This window comes from uncultured Chloroflexus sp. (genome assembly GCF_937129525.1).
Classification (GTDB): domain Bacteria; phylum Chloroflexota; class Chloroflexia; order Chloroflexales; family Chloroflexaceae; genus Chloroflexus.
Genome location: NZ_CAKZNK010000079.1, coordinates 25,516 through 46,946, shown reverse-complemented (window position 1 = coordinate 46,946; position 21,431 = coordinate 25,516). Strand labels below are relative to the sequence as shown.

General features: G+C 56.2%; 18 protein-coding genes. 8 read left to right on the top strand and 10 right to left on the bottom strand.

Annotated elements, in window-relative coordinates; genetic code table 11:
* The first annotated feature begins 277 nt into the window (after window positions 1–277).
* The gene (locus tag Q0650_RS09855; RefSeq protein WP_298818447.1) at window positions 278–1,561 is read left to right on the top strand and encodes an MFS transporter; all 1,284 of its coding nucleotides are present in this window, start codon (window positions 278–280) and stop codon (window positions 1,559–1,561) included.
* 128 nt (window positions 1,562–1,689) lie between these two features.
* Entirely contained in the window at window positions 1,690–4,602 is a 2,913-nt protein-coding gene (uvrA, locus tag Q0650_RS09850; protein WP_298818502.1) for an excinuclease ABC subunit UvrA, read from the top strand.
* Between the two features lie 106 nt (window positions 4,603–4,708).
* Here the strand turns inward: uvrA and Q0650_RS09845 are convergent, their stop codons facing one another.
* The 8 genes from Q0650_RS09845 to Q0650_RS09810 form a co-directional block, all read right to left on the bottom strand.
* On the bottom strand, window positions 4,709–4,963 hold the full coding sequence (locus tag Q0650_RS09845) for a pentapeptide repeat-containing protein (RefSeq protein ID WP_333691598.1): 255 nt from the start codon (window positions 4,961–4,963) through the stop codon (window positions 4,709–4,711).
* A gap of 125 nt (window positions 4,964–5,088) precedes the next feature.
* A complete protein-coding gene (locus Q0650_RS09840) occupies window positions 5,089–6,240 on the bottom strand; it encodes a spermidine/putrescine ABC transporter substrate-binding protein (RefSeq protein ID WP_298818445.1) in 1,152 nt (383 codons plus the stop codon).
* A gap of 32 nt (window positions 6,241–6,272) precedes the next feature.
* Complete coding sequence (locus Q0650_RS09835) at window positions 6,273–7,139, bottom strand: ABC transporter permease (protein WP_298818443.1); 867 nt, start codon at window positions 7,137–7,139, stop codon at window positions 6,273–6,275.
* The gene (locus Q0650_RS09830) at window positions 7,136–8,005 is read right to left on the bottom strand and encodes an ABC transporter permease (protein WP_298818441.1); all 870 of its coding nucleotides are present in this window, start codon (window positions 8,003–8,005) and stop codon (window positions 7,136–7,138) included. The genes Q0650_RS09835 and Q0650_RS09830 overlap by 4 nt, the downstream gene beginning before the upstream one ends.
* 12 nt (window positions 8,006–8,017) lie before the next feature.
* Complete coding sequence (locus Q0650_RS09825; RefSeq protein WP_298818438.1) at window positions 8,018–9,115, bottom strand: ABC transporter ATP-binding protein; 1,098 nt, start codon at window positions 9,113–9,115, stop codon at window positions 8,018–8,020.
* Between the two features lie 395 nt (window positions 9,116–9,510).
* Window positions 9,511–10,722: a Xaa-Pro peptidase family protein gene (locus Q0650_RS09820; RefSeq protein WP_298818436.1), complete on the bottom strand. Its 1,212-nt coding sequence runs from the start codon at window positions 10,720–10,722 to the stop codon at window positions 9,511–9,513.
* 344 nt (window positions 10,723–11,066) lie between these two features.
* Window positions 11,067–11,336, bottom strand: coding sequence for a hypothetical protein (locus Q0650_RS09815; protein WP_298818434.1), 270 nt, complete (start codon window positions 11,334–11,336; stop codon window positions 11,067–11,069).
* 162 nt (window positions 11,337–11,498) lie between these two features.
* Window positions 11,499–13,841 carry a DNA translocase FtsK gene (locus Q0650_RS09810; RefSeq protein ID WP_298818432.1) on the bottom strand — a complete coding sequence of 781 codons (2,343 nt, stop codon included), beginning with the start codon at window positions 13,839–13,841 and terminating at the stop codon, window positions 11,499–11,501.
* Window positions 13,842–14,087: 246 nt separating this feature from the next.
* Here Q0650_RS09810 and greA point away from each other — a divergent pair, with 246 nt between their 5' ends.
* From greA to Q0650_RS09780, 6 genes are all read left to right on the top strand, one after another.
* Complete coding sequence (gene greA, locus Q0650_RS09805; protein WP_298818430.1) at window positions 14,088–14,561, top strand: transcription elongation factor GreA; 474 nt, start codon at window positions 14,088–14,090, stop codon at window positions 14,559–14,561.
* 233 nt (window positions 14,562–14,794) lie between these two features.
* Window positions 14,795–16,267, top strand: a complete 1,473-nt coding sequence (gene lysS / locus Q0650_RS09800; RefSeq protein WP_298818428.1) for a lysine--tRNA ligase — start codon at window positions 14,795–14,797, stop codon at window positions 16,265–16,267.
* A 202-nt stretch (window positions 16,268–16,469) separates the two neighbouring features.
* Entirely contained in the window at window positions 16,470–16,685 is a 216-nt protein-coding gene (locus Q0650_RS09795) for a hypothetical protein (RefSeq protein WP_298818425.1), read from the top strand.
* 93 nt (window positions 16,686–16,778) lie between these two features.
* Window positions 16,779–17,195, top strand: a complete 417-nt coding sequence (locus Q0650_RS09790) for a type II toxin-antitoxin system death-on-curing family toxin (protein WP_298818423.1) — start codon at window positions 16,779–16,781, stop codon at window positions 17,193–17,195.
* Window positions 17,192–18,157: an NAD-dependent epimerase/dehydratase family protein gene (locus Q0650_RS09785; RefSeq protein WP_298818421.1), complete on the top strand. Its 966-nt coding sequence runs from the start codon at window positions 17,192–17,194 to the stop codon at window positions 18,155–18,157. Before Q0650_RS09790 ends, Q0650_RS09785 begins: the two co-directional genes overlap by 4 nt.
* Window positions 18,154–19,431: a lysophospholipid acyltransferase family protein gene (locus Q0650_RS09780; RefSeq protein ID WP_298818419.1), complete on the top strand. Its 1,278-nt coding sequence runs from the start codon at window positions 18,154–18,156 to the stop codon at window positions 19,429–19,431. The genes Q0650_RS09785 and Q0650_RS09780 overlap by 4 nt, the downstream gene beginning before the upstream one ends.
* 13 nt (window positions 19,432–19,444) lie before the next feature.
* On the opposite strand, the gene Q0650_RS09775 is transcribed toward Q0650_RS09780, so the two are convergent.
* Window positions 19,445–20,182, bottom strand: a complete 738-nt coding sequence (locus tag Q0650_RS09775) for a response regulator transcription factor (protein ID WP_298818417.1) — start codon at window positions 20,180–20,182, stop codon at window positions 19,445–19,447.
* Window positions 20,164–20,898, bottom strand: coding sequence for a nucleoside triphosphate pyrophosphatase (locus Q0650_RS09770; protein WP_298818415.1), 735 nt, complete (start codon window positions 20,896–20,898; stop codon window positions 20,164–20,166). The genes Q0650_RS09775 and Q0650_RS09770 overlap by 19 nt, the downstream gene beginning before the upstream one ends.
* Between the last annotated feature and the right edge of the window lie 533 nt (window positions 20,899–21,431).

Below are 21,431 nucleotides of genomic sequence, written 5' to 3'. Positions count from 1 at the left end.
ATCCCGCTGCCGGAAGGTGTCGGATCGCCTCCTGATGCCCGCATGATACCGCGATCTGACAATTTATGCTACCACATCTCCATTTCTGGACAAAAGTTGTGCAAAGTATTGACAAAACGTGTGTATTACCATATAATTCGAGAAGCAAACCTTTCTACACGCAAGTGGCCGTCCTTGAGGTAATTGGACAGGCGCGTGCCGACTGACAGAGAAATCTAGTCAGATCAATTAGAGGTTAGCCCTCTTTACGCAATTGGTACGGTGAGGTTCCCAAATCATGAAACGTCGTTCACCACTCGTTTTTATCTTTCTGACCATCTTCATTGACTTGCTCGGCATCGGTATTGTGTTACCGTTGCTGCCTGAATATGTCAAAATTGTTGAACGTTCAAGCTGGCCATGGTTGGCCGACAATCGCGCCGTGATCGTGGGCGCGTTGACTGCTTCCTATGCGCTGATGCAGTTCCTCTTTGCGCCTGTTCTGGGCGCGCTCGGCGATCGTTTCGGGCGACGACCGGTTCTCCTCTTCAGCCTGTTTGGCGCCGGTCTCAGCTACCTGGTCTTCGCGCTGGCCGAGAATCTGACGTTTCTTGGCATAGAGACCGTGATCGGTTTGCTCTTTCTTGCCCGCATTGCTGCCGGAATCACCGGTGCCAGTATCAGCACAGCGCAAGCTTACATTGCTGATGTTACGCTGCCGCAAGATCGCGCGCGTGGCCTGGGGATGATTGGCGCTGCCTTTGGTCTCGGTTTTATGCTGGGGCCGGCCATTGGCGGTTTGCTGGCCAACGTGAGCTTGCAGGCGCCAGCCCTCTTTGCCGCTGCGCTGAGCTTCGCCAATTTCGCTTTCGGTTTCTTCCGTCTGCCCGAGTCGTTGCCACCTGAGAAGCGCGCTCAAACCGTCTCGCGCAACTTTAATCCGGTTAGCCGGCTAATCGCTGTAGCTGCCGACGTTCGCGTGCAACCATTTATTGTCGGTAGCGTTCTGTTTAATCTTGCATTTGCTGGTTTGCAGAGCAATTTTCCGGTTTACAGCGATGTGCGTTTCGGTTTTGGCCCCCAGCAAAACGCGTTGATATTTGCCTTTATCGGCTTGATTGCGGTCATCGTGCAGGGCTTTCTGATCCGCAAGCTGGTGGCGCGCTTCGGTGAGGCGCGGCTGGCTATCGCCGGTCTGACGCTGATGGCTATCGGGTTCATCGCTATTGGTCTTGCTACAGCGTCCTGGATGTTGTTCCCGGCTATCGGTATCGTTGCTCTGGGTAGCGGTATGGTAACGCCGTCACTGACCAGCCTTGTCTCACAGTCGGTGCTGGCTACCGAACAAGGCACAACGCTCGGCGGCGTGCAGGCGTTCACCAGCCTGACAATGGTGTTTGGGCCATTGCTCGCCGGCATGCTGTTCGATCTGATTGCGCCGAGTGCGCCTTACCTGATCGGATCGGCGTTGCTGGTCGGTGCGCTGGTAGTTCTGTTCAGTACCCTGCGCAGCCGCTTTATCACCTTGCCGCAGTCGGCAACAACCGATGTTGCATCAGAGGTGGCGGTTCACGCCGAATAATCGAGGTTTTGTAGAACGGCATATTTCGCCCGTTTGTTCTGGTAAAACGTGGTATACTGAAAGGCAGATTAGTGGCGTCGCCGAAGGGGCGGCGCTTTCTCTTCGTTCGTAGTGTAGCGGAGACGACCGTGGCCAAAACGACAATCGTGATCAAGGGCGCGCGCGAGCACAATCTCAAGGGGATTGATGTCGAAATTCCGCGTGACCGACTGGTGGTATTGACCGGTGTGAGTGGTTCGGGTAAGAGTTCGCTCGCCTTCGATACCCTCTATGCCGAAGGGCAGCGACGTTACGTCGAGAGTCTCTCGGCTTATGCCCGTCAGTTTCTCGGTCAAATGGAAAAACCACAGGTCGATCTGATCGAAGGATTGTCGCCGGCAATTGCCATCGAGCAAAAGAGCGCCAGCAAAAATCCGCGCTCGACAGTTGGCACTGTCACCGAGATTTACGATTACCTGCGGCTCCTGTTTGCCCGGGTCGGACAACAGTATTGCCATCGCTGCGGCCAGCCGGTGGCCGCTCAATCAGCCCAACAAATGGTTGATCGGATTATGACGCTGCCGCCGGGCACGCGCTTTATGGTGCTGGCGCCGGTCGTGTCACAACGTAAGGGTGAGTACAAGGATATTTTCGCTGAAGCCAAAGCCGAGGGGTTCGTCCGGGTGCGGGTTGATGGCGAGATCCGCTCACTCGATGAAGAGATTAAACTCAACAAGAAGGTGAAACACTCTATTGAGGTGGTGATCGATCGGTTGGCTATCCCGCAGGCCATTGCTAATGGCGATCTCGACTCGTTTACAACCCGCCTGACCGATAGTGTTGAGACGGCTTTGCGGGTTGGTGAAGGGAAGGTCATCATCAGTCTGGCCGATGAGCCGACCGATCCCGCCCAACCACGTGAGTGGTTGATGAGCGAGAGTAATACCTGCCCGTCGTGTGGGATCTCGTTTCCCGAATTGACGCCGCAGATGTTCTCGTTCAATTCGCCTCAAGGGGCCTGTCCGACGTGTACCGGCCTGGGCGCGCGGCTCGAAGTTGATCCGGGCTTGCTTGTGCCCAACGGCGCGCTCTCGATCCACGACGGCGCCGTCACCTACTGGGGCGAGATGCGCAAGAAGCAGGATACCTGGGCTTACAAAGCTCTCCTCGCTATCGCTGCCCATTATCGTATCGATCTTGATGCGCCCTGGGATGAGCTGACCCAGCGTCAACGTGATGCCATCATTTACGGCAGCGGTCAGGAGCGTATCCGATTCGCCTGGGAACACGAAGGTGGCTCGCGTGGCGAGTATTATCGTGTGTGGGAAGGGCTGGCCAGTGAAATCCGTCGCCGCTACATGCAGAGTGGCTCGGATACGATGCGCGAATATTACACCCAGTATATGAGCGAACAGCCATGCCCTGACTGTGAAGGCGCCCGGTTGCGCCCCGAAAGTCTGGCCGCGCGCGTAGCCGGGCGCTCGATCCGCGATGTGACCCGCATGAATGTTGCCCAGGCCCTCGATTGGGCGCGTGAGTTACCTAACCATCTCAATGAAACCGCGCTGGCGATTGCAGGCGATGTGTTGAAAGAGATCCGCGAGCGGCTCGGTTTTTTACACAATGTCGGTCTGCACTACCTGACGCTCGACCGCGCTGCGCCGACCCTCTCTGGTGGCGAAGCGCAGCGGATCCGTCTCGCTTCTCAAATCGGTTCAGGGCTGGTCGGCGTGATGTACATCCTTGATGAGCCGAGTATTGGCTTGCACCAGCGTGACAATCGCAAGTTGCTCGACTCGCTCTTACGCCTGCGCGATCTCGGCAATACCCTGATCGTAGTCGAACACGACCTTGAAACGATGCAGGCCGCCGACTGGATTATCGACTTCGGCCCTGGCGCCGGTGTCAAAGGGGGGCAAATTGTTACTGCCGGCACACCTGCTCAGGTTGCCCAACACCCGACCTCGCTCACCGGTCAGTATCTATCAGGGCGATTGACCATTCAGACCCCGCCGACCCGCCGCCATCCCAACAACGGCTGGCTAACGCTCGAAGGCGCAACCCTCAACAATCTGCGTGATGTTTCGGTCAGCTTCCCGCTCGGCTGTTTCATCGCAGTGACCGGCGTCTCTGGATCGGGCAAATCATCACTGATTACCGAGACGCTTTACCCGGCGCTGGCTAATCGGCTCAACCGCGCTCAGCTCAAACCTGGCCCCTTCCGCGCTCTGCACGGCCTGGAACGCCTGGATAAGGTTATCAATATCGATCAGCAACCGATTGGGCGCACGCCGCGCTCGAATCCGGCTACCTATGTTAAGTTGTTCGATCTGCTGCGTGAGTTGTTTGCCGAGACCCCTGAAGCCAAACTGCGTGGCTATGGGCCGGGACGCTTCAGTTTCAATATTCGCGGTGGGCGTTGTGAAGCCTGTGAAGGCAATGGCGAGATCAAGATCGATATGCAATTTTTGGCCGATGTCTGGGTGCGCTGCGCCGAATGTAAGGGTAAACGGTACAACCGTGAAACGTTGCAGGTCAAGTACAAGGGCAAGACGATTGCCGATGTGCTTGATATGGATGTGCAGACGGCGCTAGAGTTTTTTGCCAATGTGCCCCGCGTTCGTCGGATCTTGCAAACCCTGCACGATGTTGGTCTCGACTATATCAAACTTGGTCAACCGGCAACAACGCTGTCGGGTGGCGAGGCGCAGCGCGTAAAGCTGGCGAAAGAGCTGGCCCGGGTGGCAACCGGTCGCACCATTTACATTCTTGATGAGCCAACGACCGGTTTGCATTTTGCCGATATTCAGAATCTCTTACAGGTGTTGCATCGTCTGGTTGACTCCGGTAATACGGTGGTGGTTATCGAACATAATCTCGATGTGATCAAGACCGCTGATTATGTGATCGATATGGGACCGGAAGGCGGCGATGGCGGCGGTGAAGTGGTGGCGCTTGGCACTCCCGAAGAGGTTGCCCGTCATCCCACATCGCATACCGGTCGATTTTTGCGTGAGATTCTCGAACCGGTTGTGCCGGTGATGATTGAGAGTGGCTCTTGAATGTGATGAGGGTGGCAGTGATGTCAGGCGCGATAGGGGGCGTCGTCTGGGTTTTGATCGACGCTGAGGGTGTCGCGCAACCACCCTCAGCGCGACTGTCGGCCTATCATACATTCAACCCTTTAACGCCGGTCAGATCGCAATCGGTCAGATCGGCATCAGTGAGATCGGCATCGGTCAGATCGGCGTCAGTCAGACTGGCTTCGCGCAAATTGACGCCGCGCATATGAGCGCCACGCAGGTTAGCGCCACTCAGATTGGCCCGGGCCAGGTTGGCCCGACTGAGAATGGCGTTGCGCAGGTTGGCTCCGCAGAGATAGACTCCGCTCAGGTTAGCATCGCTGAAGTCAGTATTGCACAGGCTCGCTTCTGCGCAATAGAAAGTAGCTGGCAGTAACGTCGTTACTGCCAGCTAACCCCTCTCTCCAGGTATCACTTATTCGCCCTGTTCGGTTGAGTTCACCTGCCGGTTGTCAACCTGTGAGGCTACTCACCCTTGATCTCTGTCCACAGATCGTCGAACGCTGTTGTGCCTTCGTTTCGCACTGCCCACTCAAGTCGCTTGTACATCTCTTCGTCGGGAGCGAAACCCTGCTGGTAGAGTTCTTTGATCTCGTCTGACAACAGGTCGAGCGCATCTTTATTCGGTGTGAGATAGCCGATGTACTCGGTATTCTGCGCCGACACTTTCGGGCGCATGAGGAAATTCATAAATACGTGGGCTGTGTAAGCATTGGGAGAGTCCTTCAGGATCATCAGATTATCCATCCAGATCATCCCGCCTTCTTTCGGGATAACAAAGGCAATGTCTGGATTGCCGCTGAATTCATCGCCCAATCCATTGCGAGCCTGCATTGCCGAGCCGCTCCACGAATGCGCCAGCACATACTCTTCACTTGCCAGCTTGCGGTTGACATCTGAGCTGTTGTAAGCAGCCAGATACGGCTTCTGCGCCAGCAAAATCTCCTTTACCCGCTCAAGCGCCGCCGGATCGGTTGAATTAAGCGATTGTCCGATGTAACGTAGGGCTGCGCCTGGCGTTTCACGCGCGTCATCAAGCATGCTGATTTTGCCTCTGAACTCAGCAATCTGCTCCGGTTCGAAAATAGCAGCCCAGCTATCAATCCCATCGGGGAAGAATTTGGTATTGTAGGCAATGCCGGTAATGCCGTACATATACGGGATCGAGTAGACATTCCCCTTATCGAAGTACTGATCGAGCAAATTCGGATCGAGATGGACAAGATTAGTCAGGAGCGACTTGTCAAGCGGCGCGGCCAACCCCTCGGCGATCATAATTTGCACCGCGTAATCCGTTGGCACCACAATATCGTAGCCTGAATTGCCGGCCCGGATTTTCGCCAGCATGTCTTCATTGCTATCGTAGGTGTCAACAATCACCCTCACACCGTATTCAGCCTCGAACTGTTCGAGAATAGCGGGGTCGATGTAATCTGACCAGTTGTAGAAATAGAGTTCGCGGGCCAAACGGCTTCGATCAACTCCGTCACCTGACTCAGGGGTATCACCGCCGCTGGCGCCATACTCATTTCCCGGACTTGTTGCCGGCTGGCCACCCCCGCCACACGCGGCAAGCGCCAACAACAATGTAACTAACAACACTCGTAGCATCTGCATTACTCTTCTCCCTTCCTGATAGGTTCTTCGTCTCACCGCCGGCGCTGGAGCAATTGAGAGAGCGCCACCAGCGCCATCGACAGGATCAGCATGAGGGTTGAAATCGCGTTAATTTCTGGCGTCACCGCTCGCCGCACCCGGTTGTAGACCTCTACCGGCAAAAGAGATGTTCCCGGCCCTGACAGGAACAGTGAAATGATGAAATCGTCGAGCGATAGCGTGAATGCGAGCAGAGCGCCGCCAACAATACCGGGCAAGATGAGCGGAAAGGTAATGCGCCAAAAGGTATTCCAGCTATCGGCGCCGAGATCGGCTGCCGCTTCCTCCAGCCGGCGGTCAAAATTCTTAAGACTGGTGCGCACTACGACCACAACAAACGAAATGCTGAACGCGATGTGACCGATGGTTACTGTCGTCAGGCTGCGGCGAAGTGTTTCGCCGGTTGCCAGCTTGATCAGGTCGAATACGATCGCCGAAAAGGCCAGTAGCGCTACCGCCATCACGATTTCGGGCACAACAATCGGCAAGTAGATCAATCCCTCCATAGCGTTGCGCCCGCGAAACCGGTAGCGTTCCATTGCCATCGCCAGCAGGGTGCCGATAATCGTTGAGACGATTGTTGAAACAGTCGCCACCACCAGCGTATTCCACGCCGCTCCCATCATCCGCGGATTGTTAAAGAGCCGGATGTACCAGTCAAGCGTGAATCCCGTCCAGCGCACGCCAAACTCATCGCGGGTGAACGAAAAGACGACCAGAACGATGATCGGCGCGTAGAGAAACAGGTAGACCAGAATTGAGAAGACGGTCAGGGCAAGACCGCTCCAGGTCAGGCGACCTTCGCTAAACGCGGTCTGCATCCGCGCCGCAGTGGTTGTGGCAGGCGCTGTCTTGATCATCGCTCTTCCTCCGTTGTGGCGCGGAAGTACAACATGATCAACACCAATAGCACGATCATCATCAAAACCGCCATTGCCGAACCAAGCGGCCAATTGATAGGGTTGGCGCGCAGGAAGAGACGCTGAATCAAATTGCCGAGATAGTCAACTTTTGCTCCCCCTAACAGTTCAGACACCACAAATTGACCCAGCGTTGGAATGAATACCAGCACCGAACCGGCAACAATCCCCGGCATCGTCATCGGCAACATGATGCGGAGAAAGGCCTGAATTTTATTGGCGCCGAGATCAGCCGCAGCCTCCATCAGGGTGAAATCAAACCGGTCAATGGCGGCATAGAGGGGCAAAACCATAAACGGTAACTCGCCGTAGATCAGGCCGATCAGCGTTGCGCCTTCATTGTTCAGGAGCGGCAATCGCCCTACTCCGATCAGCTCGAGAAAGCCGTTAATGATCCCATTGTTGGCCAAAATGATCTGCCAGGCGTAAATGCGCACCAGAAAGTTGGTCCAAAACGGAATCAGGATCAGCATCAGTAATGGCATCCGCCACTGCTGCGGACTGCGAGCAATAAACACGGCCAGCGGATACCCGATCAGCAAGCAGATGACGGTAGTGAGTACGCTGGTCCAGATTGATCGCCAGTAAGCATTGATGTACAGGCTCTGCGTAAAGACAGTAATGTAGTTGTCGAGGGTTGGCTGGTAAACGACCCGGCCCAGCGCATCGTTGGTCATAAAACTGTAAACAAAGATGATGACCAGCGGTAGAGCAAAGAAGAGCACCAGCCAGAGCAAACCGGGAGTGAGCAGGAGTGCCAGTCGGATCCGGTCGCGGCCCTGTTGCTGTTGTTGCAACGTTGCCATCACACCCTCCTTCTACTCGCTGAGCACGAGTGCGTTATCAGGCGGGCAGACAATCACGGCTGCTTCACCCGGTTGCCAGTACTCGTTTCGATCAAGGGTCGAGCGGGTATTCTGTTCCCAGACATCGATGATGCGCCGGTCGTTGATTCGCACCGTAATGCGGGTATCACTCCCGATATAGTTCACACTCATCACCGTACCAGCTAGCCCATCGGGTGGCAATGCGCCATCAGGCGTCAGCAGGCGCACTTTCTCGGGTCGAATCGAGTAAGTAACGCTCGTGCCATCGCTCAATGGGCGAGCAGCCAGTCCGCGGAAGCGCAATCCCTCTGGTGTTTCCAACACCGTGTAGTTGCCATCTCGCCCGATCACCACCCCATCGATAAAGTTGGTTTCACCAATAAAATCGGCCACAAACCGGCAATTAGGTCGCTCGTAAATTTCGGTTGGCGTGCCGACCTGTAGAATTTTGCCCTTGTTCATGACCGCAATCCGATCCGACATCGTTAACGCTTCTTCCTGATCGTGAGTCACGAATACAAAGGTAATCCCTACCCGGACCTGCAAACTCTTCAATTCGAGCTGCATCTCTTTGCGCAGCTTTTGATCGAGTGCGCCGAGCGGCTCGTCAAGCAGCAATACTTCGGGATGATTGACCAGCGCGCGGGCCAGCGCTACCCGCTGTTGCTGTCCACCAGAGAGCTGACGCGGACGCCGCTCTTCCAATCCCGATAGTCGCACCAGATCGAGCGCCTCCTGGACGCGGCGCGCAATTTCATTTTTCGGTGTCTTGCGCATCTCCAGGCCGAATGCAACGTTCTGCGCCACCGTCATATGGGGGAAGAGGGCATACGATTGAAAGACGGTATTGACCGGGCGCTGGTGAGGTGGGGTGATGCCCATCTCGCGGCCATGAATGATAATGCTGCCGGAAGTCGGCAACTCAAACCCGGCAATCATGCGCAGACTTGAGGTCTTGCCACATCCGCTTGGCCCCAACAATGAAAAAAACTCGCCATCGCGAATCTGAAGATTAACGTGATCGACCGCGACCACATCGCCAAACCGTTTGACGACGTCGCGGAGTTCAATCGCGATCGAGTCGCTCACCTGAACACTCCTCCCAACTGGTTTGCCAACCAGTGATGAGTAGCGAACGACAATCAGGCTGACTGTTGCAGCCGTCTCGCGTCGCAACGCTTCACCCAAACAAGGTCAAGAGAAGCCGCTGGCATCGTGGCCTGCTTGCATCACGCTATGCTGTGATTTAGCAATAGTATACCATAACCCTTTGTCGAGATTCTTGTGCGACATTGCACAATAAATGAATCCATGTGACAGCGGGGAATAGTTCAATAACTCTAAATATGCTTAATATCTCTAATTATGAGGATCTAACGTTTCAACACGATAGTTGGCGCTGCAGCGAACGATAGCCGTGACCTGAAGTTCGAAGGGGCGCAGCGCGCTGCGCCCCTTCGCTACCGCCAGCGATGACGACCATTTCACCGGATCAGCCACAACTCTTCTTGTGGCGGGCCGATCCATTCACAGCCGGTCGGCGTGACCAGGATCTCTTCTTCGAGTGAGATATAGCCGTAGCGGGTGCGCACACCCAGTTCAAGTGTCAATACCATACCGGCATCAATTGTGCCGTAGGGTTTATCGCCGTAACGTTCCCAGCGCGGGTAAAAGCCGACGCCGCCGTCATGCACGGCGCGCCCAACCTGATGGCCAAGCGCATGCGGGTATTCGGGGTAGCCGGCAGCGGTAATGGTCTGGCGGGCAATGGCATCGATTTCCCAGCCTACCACGCCGGGCCGAATTGCCGCTGCCGCGGCGCGTATGGCTGCTTTCACAGCGTTGAACGCATGTTGTGCCTCCTCTGGTGGGGCGTTTTCACCCGGTCGCAGGCAATACCAGACGCGCTGGTGATCCGAGCAGTAACCGTCGAGCTGGACGCCAAAATCCATGTGAAACACTTCACCGGGACGGACAATTTCATCCGACGGGCCAACGTGTCCCCACGGTGAATTAGGGCCGGCGTTGAGTCCAGGGCAATGGGCCGGATCCCACGCGGTTGTTGCGCCGGCAGCCTGCGTTTGAGCGTGGACAAATGCCGCTACCTCTCGTTCACTAACGCCGGGATGCAGGAAGTCACCAACGGCGGTAAAGATGCGCATACTCAACTCGGCTGCTGCCCGCATCCGCGCTACTTCTTGCGGTGTCTTTCGGCTGCGTAACGCGGCGACAAAATGTTCTGCCGAAACCAGTCGCTCACGGTAAGGGGTGCCTGCCAGATAGTCGCAGAGATTAAGGTACATTCCGTAACTTAGACCATCGGCGCTGACATCGCTCCGACTGACGTTGATCCCGATTCGTTGCGGATCGTAGCGTTGCAATACCCGCAACAGTTCGGGGCCGATGCTCTGGGTGTAGGGTCGTACCTCGTCAAACAGTCCCGCGTGGCGCACCGCTTCATCATCGCCCAAACCGGTGATCGCCAGCGCGCTCCCGCTGCGCGTCAGGATGATCGCGGTTGGCCACGTCAGCGAAAAATGGCCGAGCAGCTTCAGTGCGGGATCAGTGTGTTCTGAGGTTTCCCGTACCAGAATTAGCCACAGATCAAGGTTGTGTTCGGTGAGCAATTCTCCGGCCTGGTGAAGTTTCTCCTGATAGAGATTGTTCGCAATCCTTTCGCTAGCTTGTACTGCCATACAAACTCCTGGTGGTTATCATCATCGAAACCGCTTTGACCGCTTAATTCCGATACCTTTTAGTCTGTCACTGTCAGCTCACCGGCAGGCACAAATTTGCCGGTAGGGATCGTCGAGAAACTGGCAGCCGGACTAATGCTCGCGAGGTTTTATTCGTTCCTTCCGTCTTTAACCCGGCACAATGCGCTGGCGAATCGCCGTCGGCGCATCGACATGTCTTCTGTCAACGGATTAGCGCTCGAAGGATGGTTATGAGAGTATATCGGCTCAACCGGCGAATACGGGCCGGCGAGTGACCATGCGGCAGGAAGTCAGCGCACTGCTTACTGCTTTCTCTACGGTCGTTATCGCCAGAGACTATTCCACAGATCCTGCAAGGTGCTTTGCACGCCGGCTATCGTTTGCCGAATTGGATCGGGTGAGAGGCGCGCATCGAGTCGGGTGCGGGCATCTTCGATCACTTCGGTCAGCATGCGATGGGCCTCTTCAGCATGCAAACGGGTGAGCAACTCAGCATATGCGTCGAGCAATTGCTCGCGGTCAGCCTTGGGGGTTTCCTCCAGCATATTGGCCAGAATGCGCCGGGCGCCGGTATAAAAATCTTCGATCGCCATTGCAACTGCCTCCTGAGCGAGATGTATTGCCGCTTAGACGCGCCATTGCGCTCAAACGTTGCAGATACCATCTGCATCTGTTCGCAGTGTCAGGGCACATCTTATAGAGTCTGGTCACCACCGATGCTACTGCCCGGTAACCATCCCGTCCCGTATCACAGATCAGGATTGGGCTGATCCATCACGCCGCAGCACTTCGCGCGAGCGACCACCATCGGCAGGGCCGACATAGCCTTGTTGTTCAAGGAGTTCGATCAACTGTTGGGCTTTGGAATAGCCAATGCGCATGCGACGCTGCAAGAGCGATGCTGATGCGCGCTGGTGTTGCGAGACCAGCGCAATTGCCTGCGGCAGCAGCTCATCTTGCTCGGCAGGCGAGAGGAATTCGGCGGGTGGCTGAAAACCTTCCCCGCTGGCGGTAGACTGGTTCTCGCCGTCGCCCGGTTTCTGCTCATCTGATTTAGTCAGGTCAGGTGGCGCGGCTTTACGCCAGAATTCGACAATGCGCTCGACTTCGCGGTCGGCGACATACGTGCCCTGAATGCGGATCAGCTTGGCCGAGTCGGCAGCCATGTAGAGCATATCGCCGCGCCCTAGCAGATGTTCGGCGCCGGGCACATCGAGGATCACCCGGCTATCAACCTGCGAAGTAACGGCAAAGGCGATCCGCGAAGGGAAGTTGGCCTTGATGAGACCGGTGATAACATCAACCGATGGCCGTTGCGTAGCGATAATGAGATGAATCCCGGTGGCGCGGGCCATCTGCGCCAGGCGACAGATATAGGTCTCGACCTCATCGGCGGCCATCATCATCAAATCGGCCAGCTCATCGATCACAATCACAATGTAGGGCATTGGCTCAAGATCGGCTCGCTTCCGGGCCAGTTGACGGTAACTGTCAATATTGCGGCAGGCATTGCGAGCAAAGATCTTGTAGCGCCGTTCCATCTCGCGGGTTGCCCATTTGAGGGTTGGGACAACGCGCTCAACTTCGGTGACAACCGGTGAGAGCAGATGAGGAATGTGATTGTAGACAATCATCTCGACCATCTTGGGGTCGATCAGAATCAGCTTCAGCTCATCGGGGGTATGTTTGAGCAGCAACCCACAGAGAAAGGCGTTAATTGCCACCGACTTGCCCGAACCGGTTGCGCCGGCGACCAGCAGGTGCGGCATTTTGGTCAGATCGGCGATGATTGGCGTGCCGCTGACATCCTTGCCGAGTGGCAGCTTCAGGCGACCGCGGTGGAGTTCATACTCTTCACTATCGAGCACCTCGCGCAGCGAGACCATCGCGATGGCGCTGTTAGGAATCTCGATGCCAACTACATTTTTGCCGGGGATAGGCGCCTCGATTCGGATCGACTGGGCTGCCAGCGCCAGCGCCAGATCGCGTTCGAGCGTCATAATCTTCGCCACTTTCACCCCAACCGCCGGTTGCAATTCAAACTGGGTCACTGCCGGCCCGGTATTGACGCCAACGACGCGCGCTTCAACTTTAAAGCTGGCCAGCGTCTCTTCAATCACGCGCGCTTTGAGCCGGCGCTCTTCATCGGTAATCCCACCATCGATTGAGCGTTCAAGCAACAGATCGAGTGATGGTAATGGCCAGGCGCGCCGAACCGGTGAGATCTCGAACCCATCCAGCGCTTCTTGCACCACCTCTTGAACCGGCTCTGGCTTCGATGCCGGCGCTGATGGTATCGTCACGGTTGGCGGGAGCGGCTCGGCGGCTGGGGGCGGTAATTCAGGAGTAGGCCGCTTAAACAGACTGGCCCGCGTTGGGCGAGCGGCGATCGGGGTTGGCACAATATCGTCGCTTTCAGGTTGGGGCGGTGGGCTGAAGATCAGCTCGGCGCGTCGATCGGCATTGACCGGCTCGGCAGGACGGCGCGGCCCGCTCCAGAGCATCTGCCAGAATGAGGTTGTCCACTCAGTCATACCCAGCACAAGCTCGCGCACGGTGAGATTGAAGGTGAGCAACAATCCGGCCAGACCAATGGCTAAAATAACGACCACTGCGGCGATGGATCCGATTGCTACCTGCAAGAGTTCGAACAGCCAGTAGCCGATGAAACCGCCACCTTCATTCATCCGATCGGCGATCAGGATGTCGTGTACCGGCACTTCGAGCAGGCCAAGCATTGATAACAGCACGAGCGTTGTGCCCAGCACATTCGCGCCGCTCAGACTGGCGTCGCTCATTCGCTCTTGCCAGAGGATGGCAATTCCGATCAAAAACAGCGTGAGCGGCACAAAAAAGATGCCGGCGCCAAACAGCGCGCGCACCCCGTTAAGGTAGATGCGCCCTAGCTCGCCGGCCTCGCTGGTGAGCACAAAGATAATGGTAATCGTCGCGACCAGGATCAGCCCTAACGCAAATAGCTCGCGCTGATGTTCAGGCCGCAATGCGACCTTCCAGTCCGACTTCGCGCTGCTCTTTCGGCTGTGACTGCCGGCAGCGCGCCGGTTACCTGCTGATTTTTTGCCGCCGCGTGAAGCCATAAGGTATCTACTGCCTGATGCGTGCCATCCGCTCTTCGATTATAGCATATCTGTGCGAGTATTTTCGAGTTGGGCGAGGAACCGTCTTTACAAATTGCCTGTGACCCCATATAATTGTGCTAGGGTCTGGCTCAGATGAAGGTAGCCTCCACCCACAACTGAGAGATGCGCTCTCAGTTATTCTTTTTATATTGCGGTTTCCCGGTGGATCATCGGTATCGCCGGGGCAGTGTAGAGGCAAGAGTGATGACAGACAAGCCGACATACCTGACTCGCGAAGGTCGCGCCCGTCTCGAAGCGGAGCTTGAGCATTTGATGACTGTCGAGCGCAAGCAAATCGCCGAGCGGATTGCTGCGGCCAAAGAATTAGGTGACATCTCTGAGAGCGGTGAATACGAAGATGCAAAGAAAGCGCAGGCGTTGCTGGAAGGTCGTATTCGCGAACTGAAACATTTGCTCTCGCGGGCCGAACTGATAGATGAAGATCAGGCGAGCAATGGCGAGGTTCGTGTCGGTTCGTCGGTAACTGTGCGCTTCGAAGATGATGGCACCGAAGAGACCTGGACGATTGTCGGCAGCGCCGAAGCCAATCCTCGCCAGGGTCGCATCTCGAATGAGTCGCCATTAGGCGCTGCCCTGCTCGGCAAACGTGCCCGCAATAAGGTGACGGTTCACACCCCTTCTGGCGTGATGAAGCTCACCATTCTCAAAGTTCGTTAGCGCTTGTCTCTCAAGAAAGCCTCTTGATAACGCGGAAAGGGCGACATGTTTGTCGCCCTTTTCTTTGTTAAGAAATGGTTTTCGTGCTCTGTTGCGCGCAAGCAATGATACTGTCTCAGACGAGATTATTCGACGCCAGGCATGTTCCAGGGTCATTGCATTTTCCAGTATAATGGGGAAAGGGTGCCGGCATCGACGGCATAGGCCGGCAATACAATTGTTTGTTGACGACTATGGAATTAACCGACCTGCAAGCCCAGCGCGCCGCCAAGCTGGAACAGTTGCGCGCTGCCGGTATCGATCCCTTTCCGCCGCGCTGCCAGCGTAGTCATACGATCGGCGCAGCACTGGCCGCGTTTGACAATCTGGTTGCTCGAGAAACGACGATCACCCTGGCCGGTCGCATTATCGGCGCGCGTCGGGTTATGGGGAAGATTGCCTTTGCCCATATCGAAGATGGGAGCGGCGAGATCCAGCTCTGGCTGAGCCGGGCTGATGTCGGCGATGAGTGGTTTGAACGCTTCCGTGATCAGATCGACACCTTTGATATTGTTCAGGCTACCGGTACCCTTCGTCGCACCAAAACTGGTGAACGTTCGCTCTTTGTCCGCGAGCTGCGCGTTCTGGCGAAAGCGATTAACCCCCCGCCTGAGAAGTGGGCCGGTCTACAGGATGTCGAAGAGCGTCATCGCCAGCGCTATCTCGATCTCATCGTAAATCGAGAGCGACGCGATGTGTTCCGCGCCCGGGCCCGGATCATCACAACGATGCGGCGCGCGCTTGACGAACGCGGCTTTCTCGAAGTTGAGACGCCGGTGTTGCAGCCACTCTACGGCGGCGCGGCTGCGCGCCCTTTTACTACTTATCATAATGCGCTTGGCCAGAATCTTTACCTGCGCATCGCGACCGAACTCTACCTCAAGCGCTTGATCGTCGGTGGCTTTCCCGGTGTCTACGAGATCGGCAAAAACTTTCGCAATGAGGGGGTTGATCGCTCGCACAACCCTGAGTTTACAATGATGGAGTGCTATCAGGCGTATGCTGATTACCACGCGATGATGGCACTGGTCGAAGAGATGCTGGGTGAGATTTGTCTGGCTGTGCATGGCACGCTGACGATCACATACCAGGGTCGTGAACTGGATTTTCGGCCACCCTGGCCCCGTATCACGATGGCTGAGGCGATTGCCGAACGGACCGGGATCGATATTACCCGTCATACCGACCTGACCTCGTTGCATGCTGCGATTGCCGAACGCGGGTTGCGCGTTGATCGCAAGGCGTCGTGGGCAAAACAGGTTGACGAACTCTTCTCAGAGTTTGTGCAGCCCCATCTCGTCCGACCAACATTTGTGATCGATTACCCGGTGGCGATGTCGCCCCTCGCCAAGCGGATTCCTGAGCGGCCTGATTTTGCCGAACGGTTTGAAGCCTTCATCGCCGGTATGGAGATCGGTAACGCCTTTACCGAATTGAATGATCCGTTCGACCAGGAAGAGCGTTTCCGTGAACAGTTGCGCGCTTTCGCTGCCGGCGATGAAGAGGCGCATCAGATGGACGAAGATTTTATCAATGCGTTGCGCTACGGTATGCCGCCAACCGGCGGTCTCGGTATCGGTATCGACCGCTTGGTGATGGTGTTGACCGATCAGCCCACGATTCGTGAGGTGATCCTCTTCCCGCATTTGCGGGAGCGAACCGATTAAGTCTGGCAGTCGCGTCGGAGATCCAGTTCGACGCGACTGTTCGCTAGCGCAACATCTTACCTGTCGCTTCTGTTGCATAGATGGCGCAGCGGCTGGTTGAGCGAAAGATGTGATTATGGGGCTGCCGACCAGCCTCATAATCAGGCAGACTTCGGAATCGATTGTTCGGTGCTGGCAAACCGAGATCGGAAAGGAGGCGCCTATGCCCCGCTCGTTTACGGTCGAGCGCGAAAGTTTGCCGGCGGTGGTGCAGCGCTGGATTGAGGCAATCGGGCTTGGGGAAGAAGAAGTTGTCGAGCTGGTTTTTACCGAACGCGAGTTGCTCATCCGTCGGCCAATGAGTCCACATCTGCGCGCGTGGGCTGAAGCCATGTGCGATCAGTATGATCGGGCCTTTCGGCAGATTGTCGGGATTTGATCAGACGGGTACCTTGATGATGGCATTGCGCTTGCCGGTGGCTCATTCTGATCAAACGCCGCCAGACAAGCGCAAGTCGATCGGATACACGTCATGCTAGACGAGGAAACGACGCCGATAGTCTACCTTTCCCAGGACGACCTGCTCGATCTGCATACGTTTGTGATCGAGCGGTATGGTGGATTGCTGGGAATCAAGAGTCAGGATCGTCTGCAAATGGCCTTGCAAGCGCCACGCCAGATCTTTTTTGGCTCGGAACTCTACCCGGATCTGTGCAGTAAGGCGGCAGTGTTAACCTTTATGATTGTCAAGCATCATCCTTTCAACGCTGCCAATGAAGCAACCGCTTTTTTCTGTCTCTTGCGCTTTCTGGCTATCAATGGAGCAGGTTTGCGGCCTGAAGTCGGGCCTGACGAAATCGGCTGGGTCTTTCGCGCATTGAGTCACGGCGATATGGATCGGGAAGAACTTGAGCGCTGGTTGCGCGAAAATGTGGAAAGAGTGCCATGACGCGAGTGTTGATCAATGGCGCGACCGGGCAGTTGAGCGTTCGCGCGGCGCAATTGCTGAGTCAGCAGCACGATACGATCGTAGTCGGGAGACATCCGCCAGCGGGACCAATTGGCTGTGCCGAATGGCTAACTGCGCGCCTCGATCGCAAACAATGGCTGGAATTGCTGCGCACTGCAGCGATCGAGACCGTGGTGCATTTCGACCTGCTCGGCTTCAATGAAGCGCTACCCGATCACGAGACGACAGTGCAGCATAATGTGATCGGAACGATGGAGTTGCTGGGAGCCTGTCGGGCAGCCGGTGTGCGCCACATTGTGGCGCGTAGCCACGGATGGATCTATGGCGCAAGTCCGCTCAATCCACTGTTGATCAGCGAGGATCGTCCGATCAAAACGCAGCATACTCGGGGTTTATTGCGCACGCTGGCTGAAGTAGAGCAGATTGTAGCCGATTTTGCCGCGCGCCATCCACAGATCACGGTGACACTTCTGCGTTGTGTGCCGATACTCGCGCCAGACGATCCGGTGATGCAATATCTGAGTTCGCTATCGCCCCAAATGTTATTCGGCTTTGATCCAATGATCCAGTTGCTGCATGTTGATGATGCTGCCAAAGCTGTGCTTGCGGCTGTCGATCAATCAGCGGGCGGGGCGTTTAACATTGCGCCTGAACACCCGCTGCCTTTGAGTCAGGTGATTCGACGCCTCGGACGACAGCCAGTCCCGGCCCTCGGTCCACTCTTTAATAACCAGCCTCCGCCAGGATGGCCGTTTGAGGTTGATTATCTACGCTATCGCTGCACGATTGATCCACAACGCGCTTGCCGGGTTTTGGGTTGGACGGCAGATTATGAGATGACTGCCGCTCTTGACGCGCTTAAGCCATTGACACCAGAAGAAGAACAGCAAGCAGCCGCGCGCGCGTTGAGCGAATTTCTCAACCGGAGGAGGAAGGCATGAACCACGATGAGCTGGATGCTGCTCAGACCAATGAGCCGGTTGAGCGCCGACGCCCTCGCCGCAGTCGCGCTCAGGTCGTGATCGAAGGCGTGCAGGAATCGCCGGTTATCGATCATCCTGATGCCGATAGCGCTGATCCGTCGGCGGCGGTAGATCCACCTTCAGCAGCTTCGGCATCATTCACATGGGATGAGACGGCAACAGCTCGCCGTTCGGCTGAACAACTATTCGAGGTTGAGATTGACATTCGCCAGCAGAGTGACCAGCAATCAGGCCCGCAGGCGGCCCTGGGCAATTTTGCGGCTGGCGTTGTTCGGCTCATCGGCGAAAACCTTCAGCGCATGACCGGTGAACAGGTTGAGCGGATCAATGCGATGCTGCAAGGGGTTGATCTGCGCGATTACCTCGATCCCGATTTCTGGAAGGGGATCGGGATGGTTTTGCGTTATCAGATCGACGAGCAGGTCAATTTTATTCAGCGTCGGCTGCGTGGCGACTACTCAACCGATCCGTTTGGCATGGATCGCGAGATTATCGAAGTGGCGCGACCCTTTCTGTCGTTTATGTATCATACCTGGTGGCGGGTAACGGCGACTGGCCTGGAGCATGTGCCGGCTCAGGGGCGGGGGTTACTGGTTGCCAATCATAGTGGCGTCCTGCCCTGGGATGGCGCTATGATTGCCACCGCGGTATTTAATGAACATCCGGCGCAAAATGAACGGATCGTCCGCTCGCTCCATCTCCACTGGTTTACAACCTTGCCGGTGATTGCGCCGACGCTGGCGGCGTTAGGACAGGTGCCGGGGTTACCCGAAAACGCGATTCGGCTCCTCGAGCGGGATGAGCTGGTTTGTGTATTTCCCGAAGGTCTAAAGGGGGTTGGTAAGCTCTTCAAAGATCGCTACAAGCTGGCTCGCTTTGGTCGAGGCGGGTTTGTGCAGACTGCGCTGCGCGCGCAAGCGCCACTGGTGCCGGTAGCCGTGGTGGGCGCTGAAGAGATTTACCCCATGCTTGCCAATGCCGAGGGGATTGCCAGACTGCTCGGTTTTCCCTATTTCCCGCTCACGCCCTTCTTTCCCTGGTTTGGTTTGCTTGGCGTGATTCCGTTGCCGACGCGCTGGTCAATCACCTTCTGTCCGCCGATTGATACAACGGAATACGGACCCGATGCTGCCGATGACCCGATCACAGTGCTGGCGCTCTCTGAGCAGGTGCGAGAGATAATTCAGTCAACGATCAACCAGAAGCTGGCTGAGCGCACTTCAATTTTTTAAACCATAAGGCGAATCAGTTTTCTGGTTCACCCGGCTGAATCTGTTGTGGGGTCTCAATCCAACCGCGGCGCAGGGCAAAAATGACAGCCTGGGTGCGGTCGTTGAGGGATAGCTTGCGCAAAATCGAAGAGATATGATTCTTCACGGTCTGCGCACTGATACCGAGCGCGTCAGCAATCTCTTTATTGCTATTGCCGGCAGCGATTCGCTCCAGCACTTCAATCTCGCGTTCACTCAGAGGGGTGAAAATCTGCAAGCCGAGAGTATCGTCCGGGATTTGCACTTCGGGTAAATTGCGAAACTGGGAGAGAATGCGACTGGCGATGCGTGGCTCTTCCATCAGCATATCGTTGATCACATACTCACCGCGCGCTACCCGGCGAATGATGTCGGCCAGCGCCGCCGGTTTGATGTCTTTTGAGCGATAGGCGGCAGCGCCGGCGCGCAGCGCATTGAAGGCCGCTTCGTCGCTTTCATGCATACTTAACATTACCACGGCAATGCCGGCATACTGCCGCCGCACCTGTCGGGTCAACTCAAGACCACTCATGCGCGGCAAATTGAGGTCAATCAGCATCACATTTGGTTCGAGATTCGGTTCGACCTGGGCCAGCCAGCGCAATGCTTCTTCACCGTTGGCCGCTTCGCCGACAATTTGAAAACCTGGCTCCTGCGAGAGTGCCCAGCGCACCCCTTGCCGGAAGAGCGGATGGTCATCAACGATTAGTAGCTTTACGGTTGGGTTGGCCATGGAGCAGGTTCCTTTCCCTGACTGCGCAGCCATGAGAGGTATGCTTCAATAGGATCGACCGGTGTCGTCATGCCGACGACGCGCAGCAATTGCGCCACTGCCGGTAGTGGTAACCCTACAACGTTGGTGTAGCTGCCTTCAATCTTTTCGATCAGGGCCGCGCCTCCGCTCTGCAAGCCGTAGCCACCAGCCTTGTCGAGCGATTCGCCCAACGCGACATAAGCGGCAATTTCATCGTCACTCAACGGGCGGAAATAGACCTGGCTGGCAACAAGATCAAAGAGCGCGCGGCGTCCATCGTAGAGCACGCCTGCTGTGGTTGCCGCGGATGGCAGTAAAAGGCATAGACCGGTAAGCACAGTGTGCGCCCGCCCGGCCAGGCGACGAATCATGGCGCAGGCGTGATCGGCGTCACGTGGTTTCCCTAACACTGTGCCATCAATGACAACTTCGGTATCGGCAGCGAGGACAACTGCGTCAGGGTGTTGGCTGCCGATGTCGGCGGCCTTTCGCCAGGCGATCAGGGTGGGATGCTGCGCAAGTGGCATCGCGGTTGGCAGCGCAGGTAAATGATCAAGCAGATCGGATGGTGGCGGCGCCGGCTGATCTTCAGCCAGACTGGGCAGACAGATGTAATCAACCCCTAGCTGAGACAGTAACTCGCGTCGGCGGGGCGATGCTGATGCGAGAATGAGATGTCGGGTAGCCGGAAACATAACGCTCCTATCGCTTTGCGGTGGCGGCTCGATCATAGCATGGGCGGTAATGACGCGCAAGATATAACAGTGGCTACACCTGACCTGCTCTCGGCGACTTGCGTTTGCCAGTCTGATTCGCCAAACCTGGCTACAAGACGAGGCTGGCTAAGCGCAATGATGATGGTGAGCGCTGAACACCGCAGATGATCTGGAAGGAACCGGTGTTCTACGCGGGTTGCGGATCCCGTTTACTGTTGGTAGCGGCCAGAGGCCAGATGGCCAACCTGCACCCGCTGTTCTCATTTGATTTGGTTTCAGCTTTGTTACTTGGTTGACAGTCGCAAACAGAACCGTTATAATCCCGCCTAACGATGAACAGTCTTGCACCAGCGTTTGTCGATCGTCGCCGCACCTCGCCTCGCTATATCCACTGAGACAGGCTGACCACAGCCTTTGTTCGTTCGTCAGCAGATCGTTATTTCGGTGACGGACAGGTGGCATGTTCAAAGATCTGGAAAGGGGGTGATGCGGCGAAGCAAAGAACGCAATGG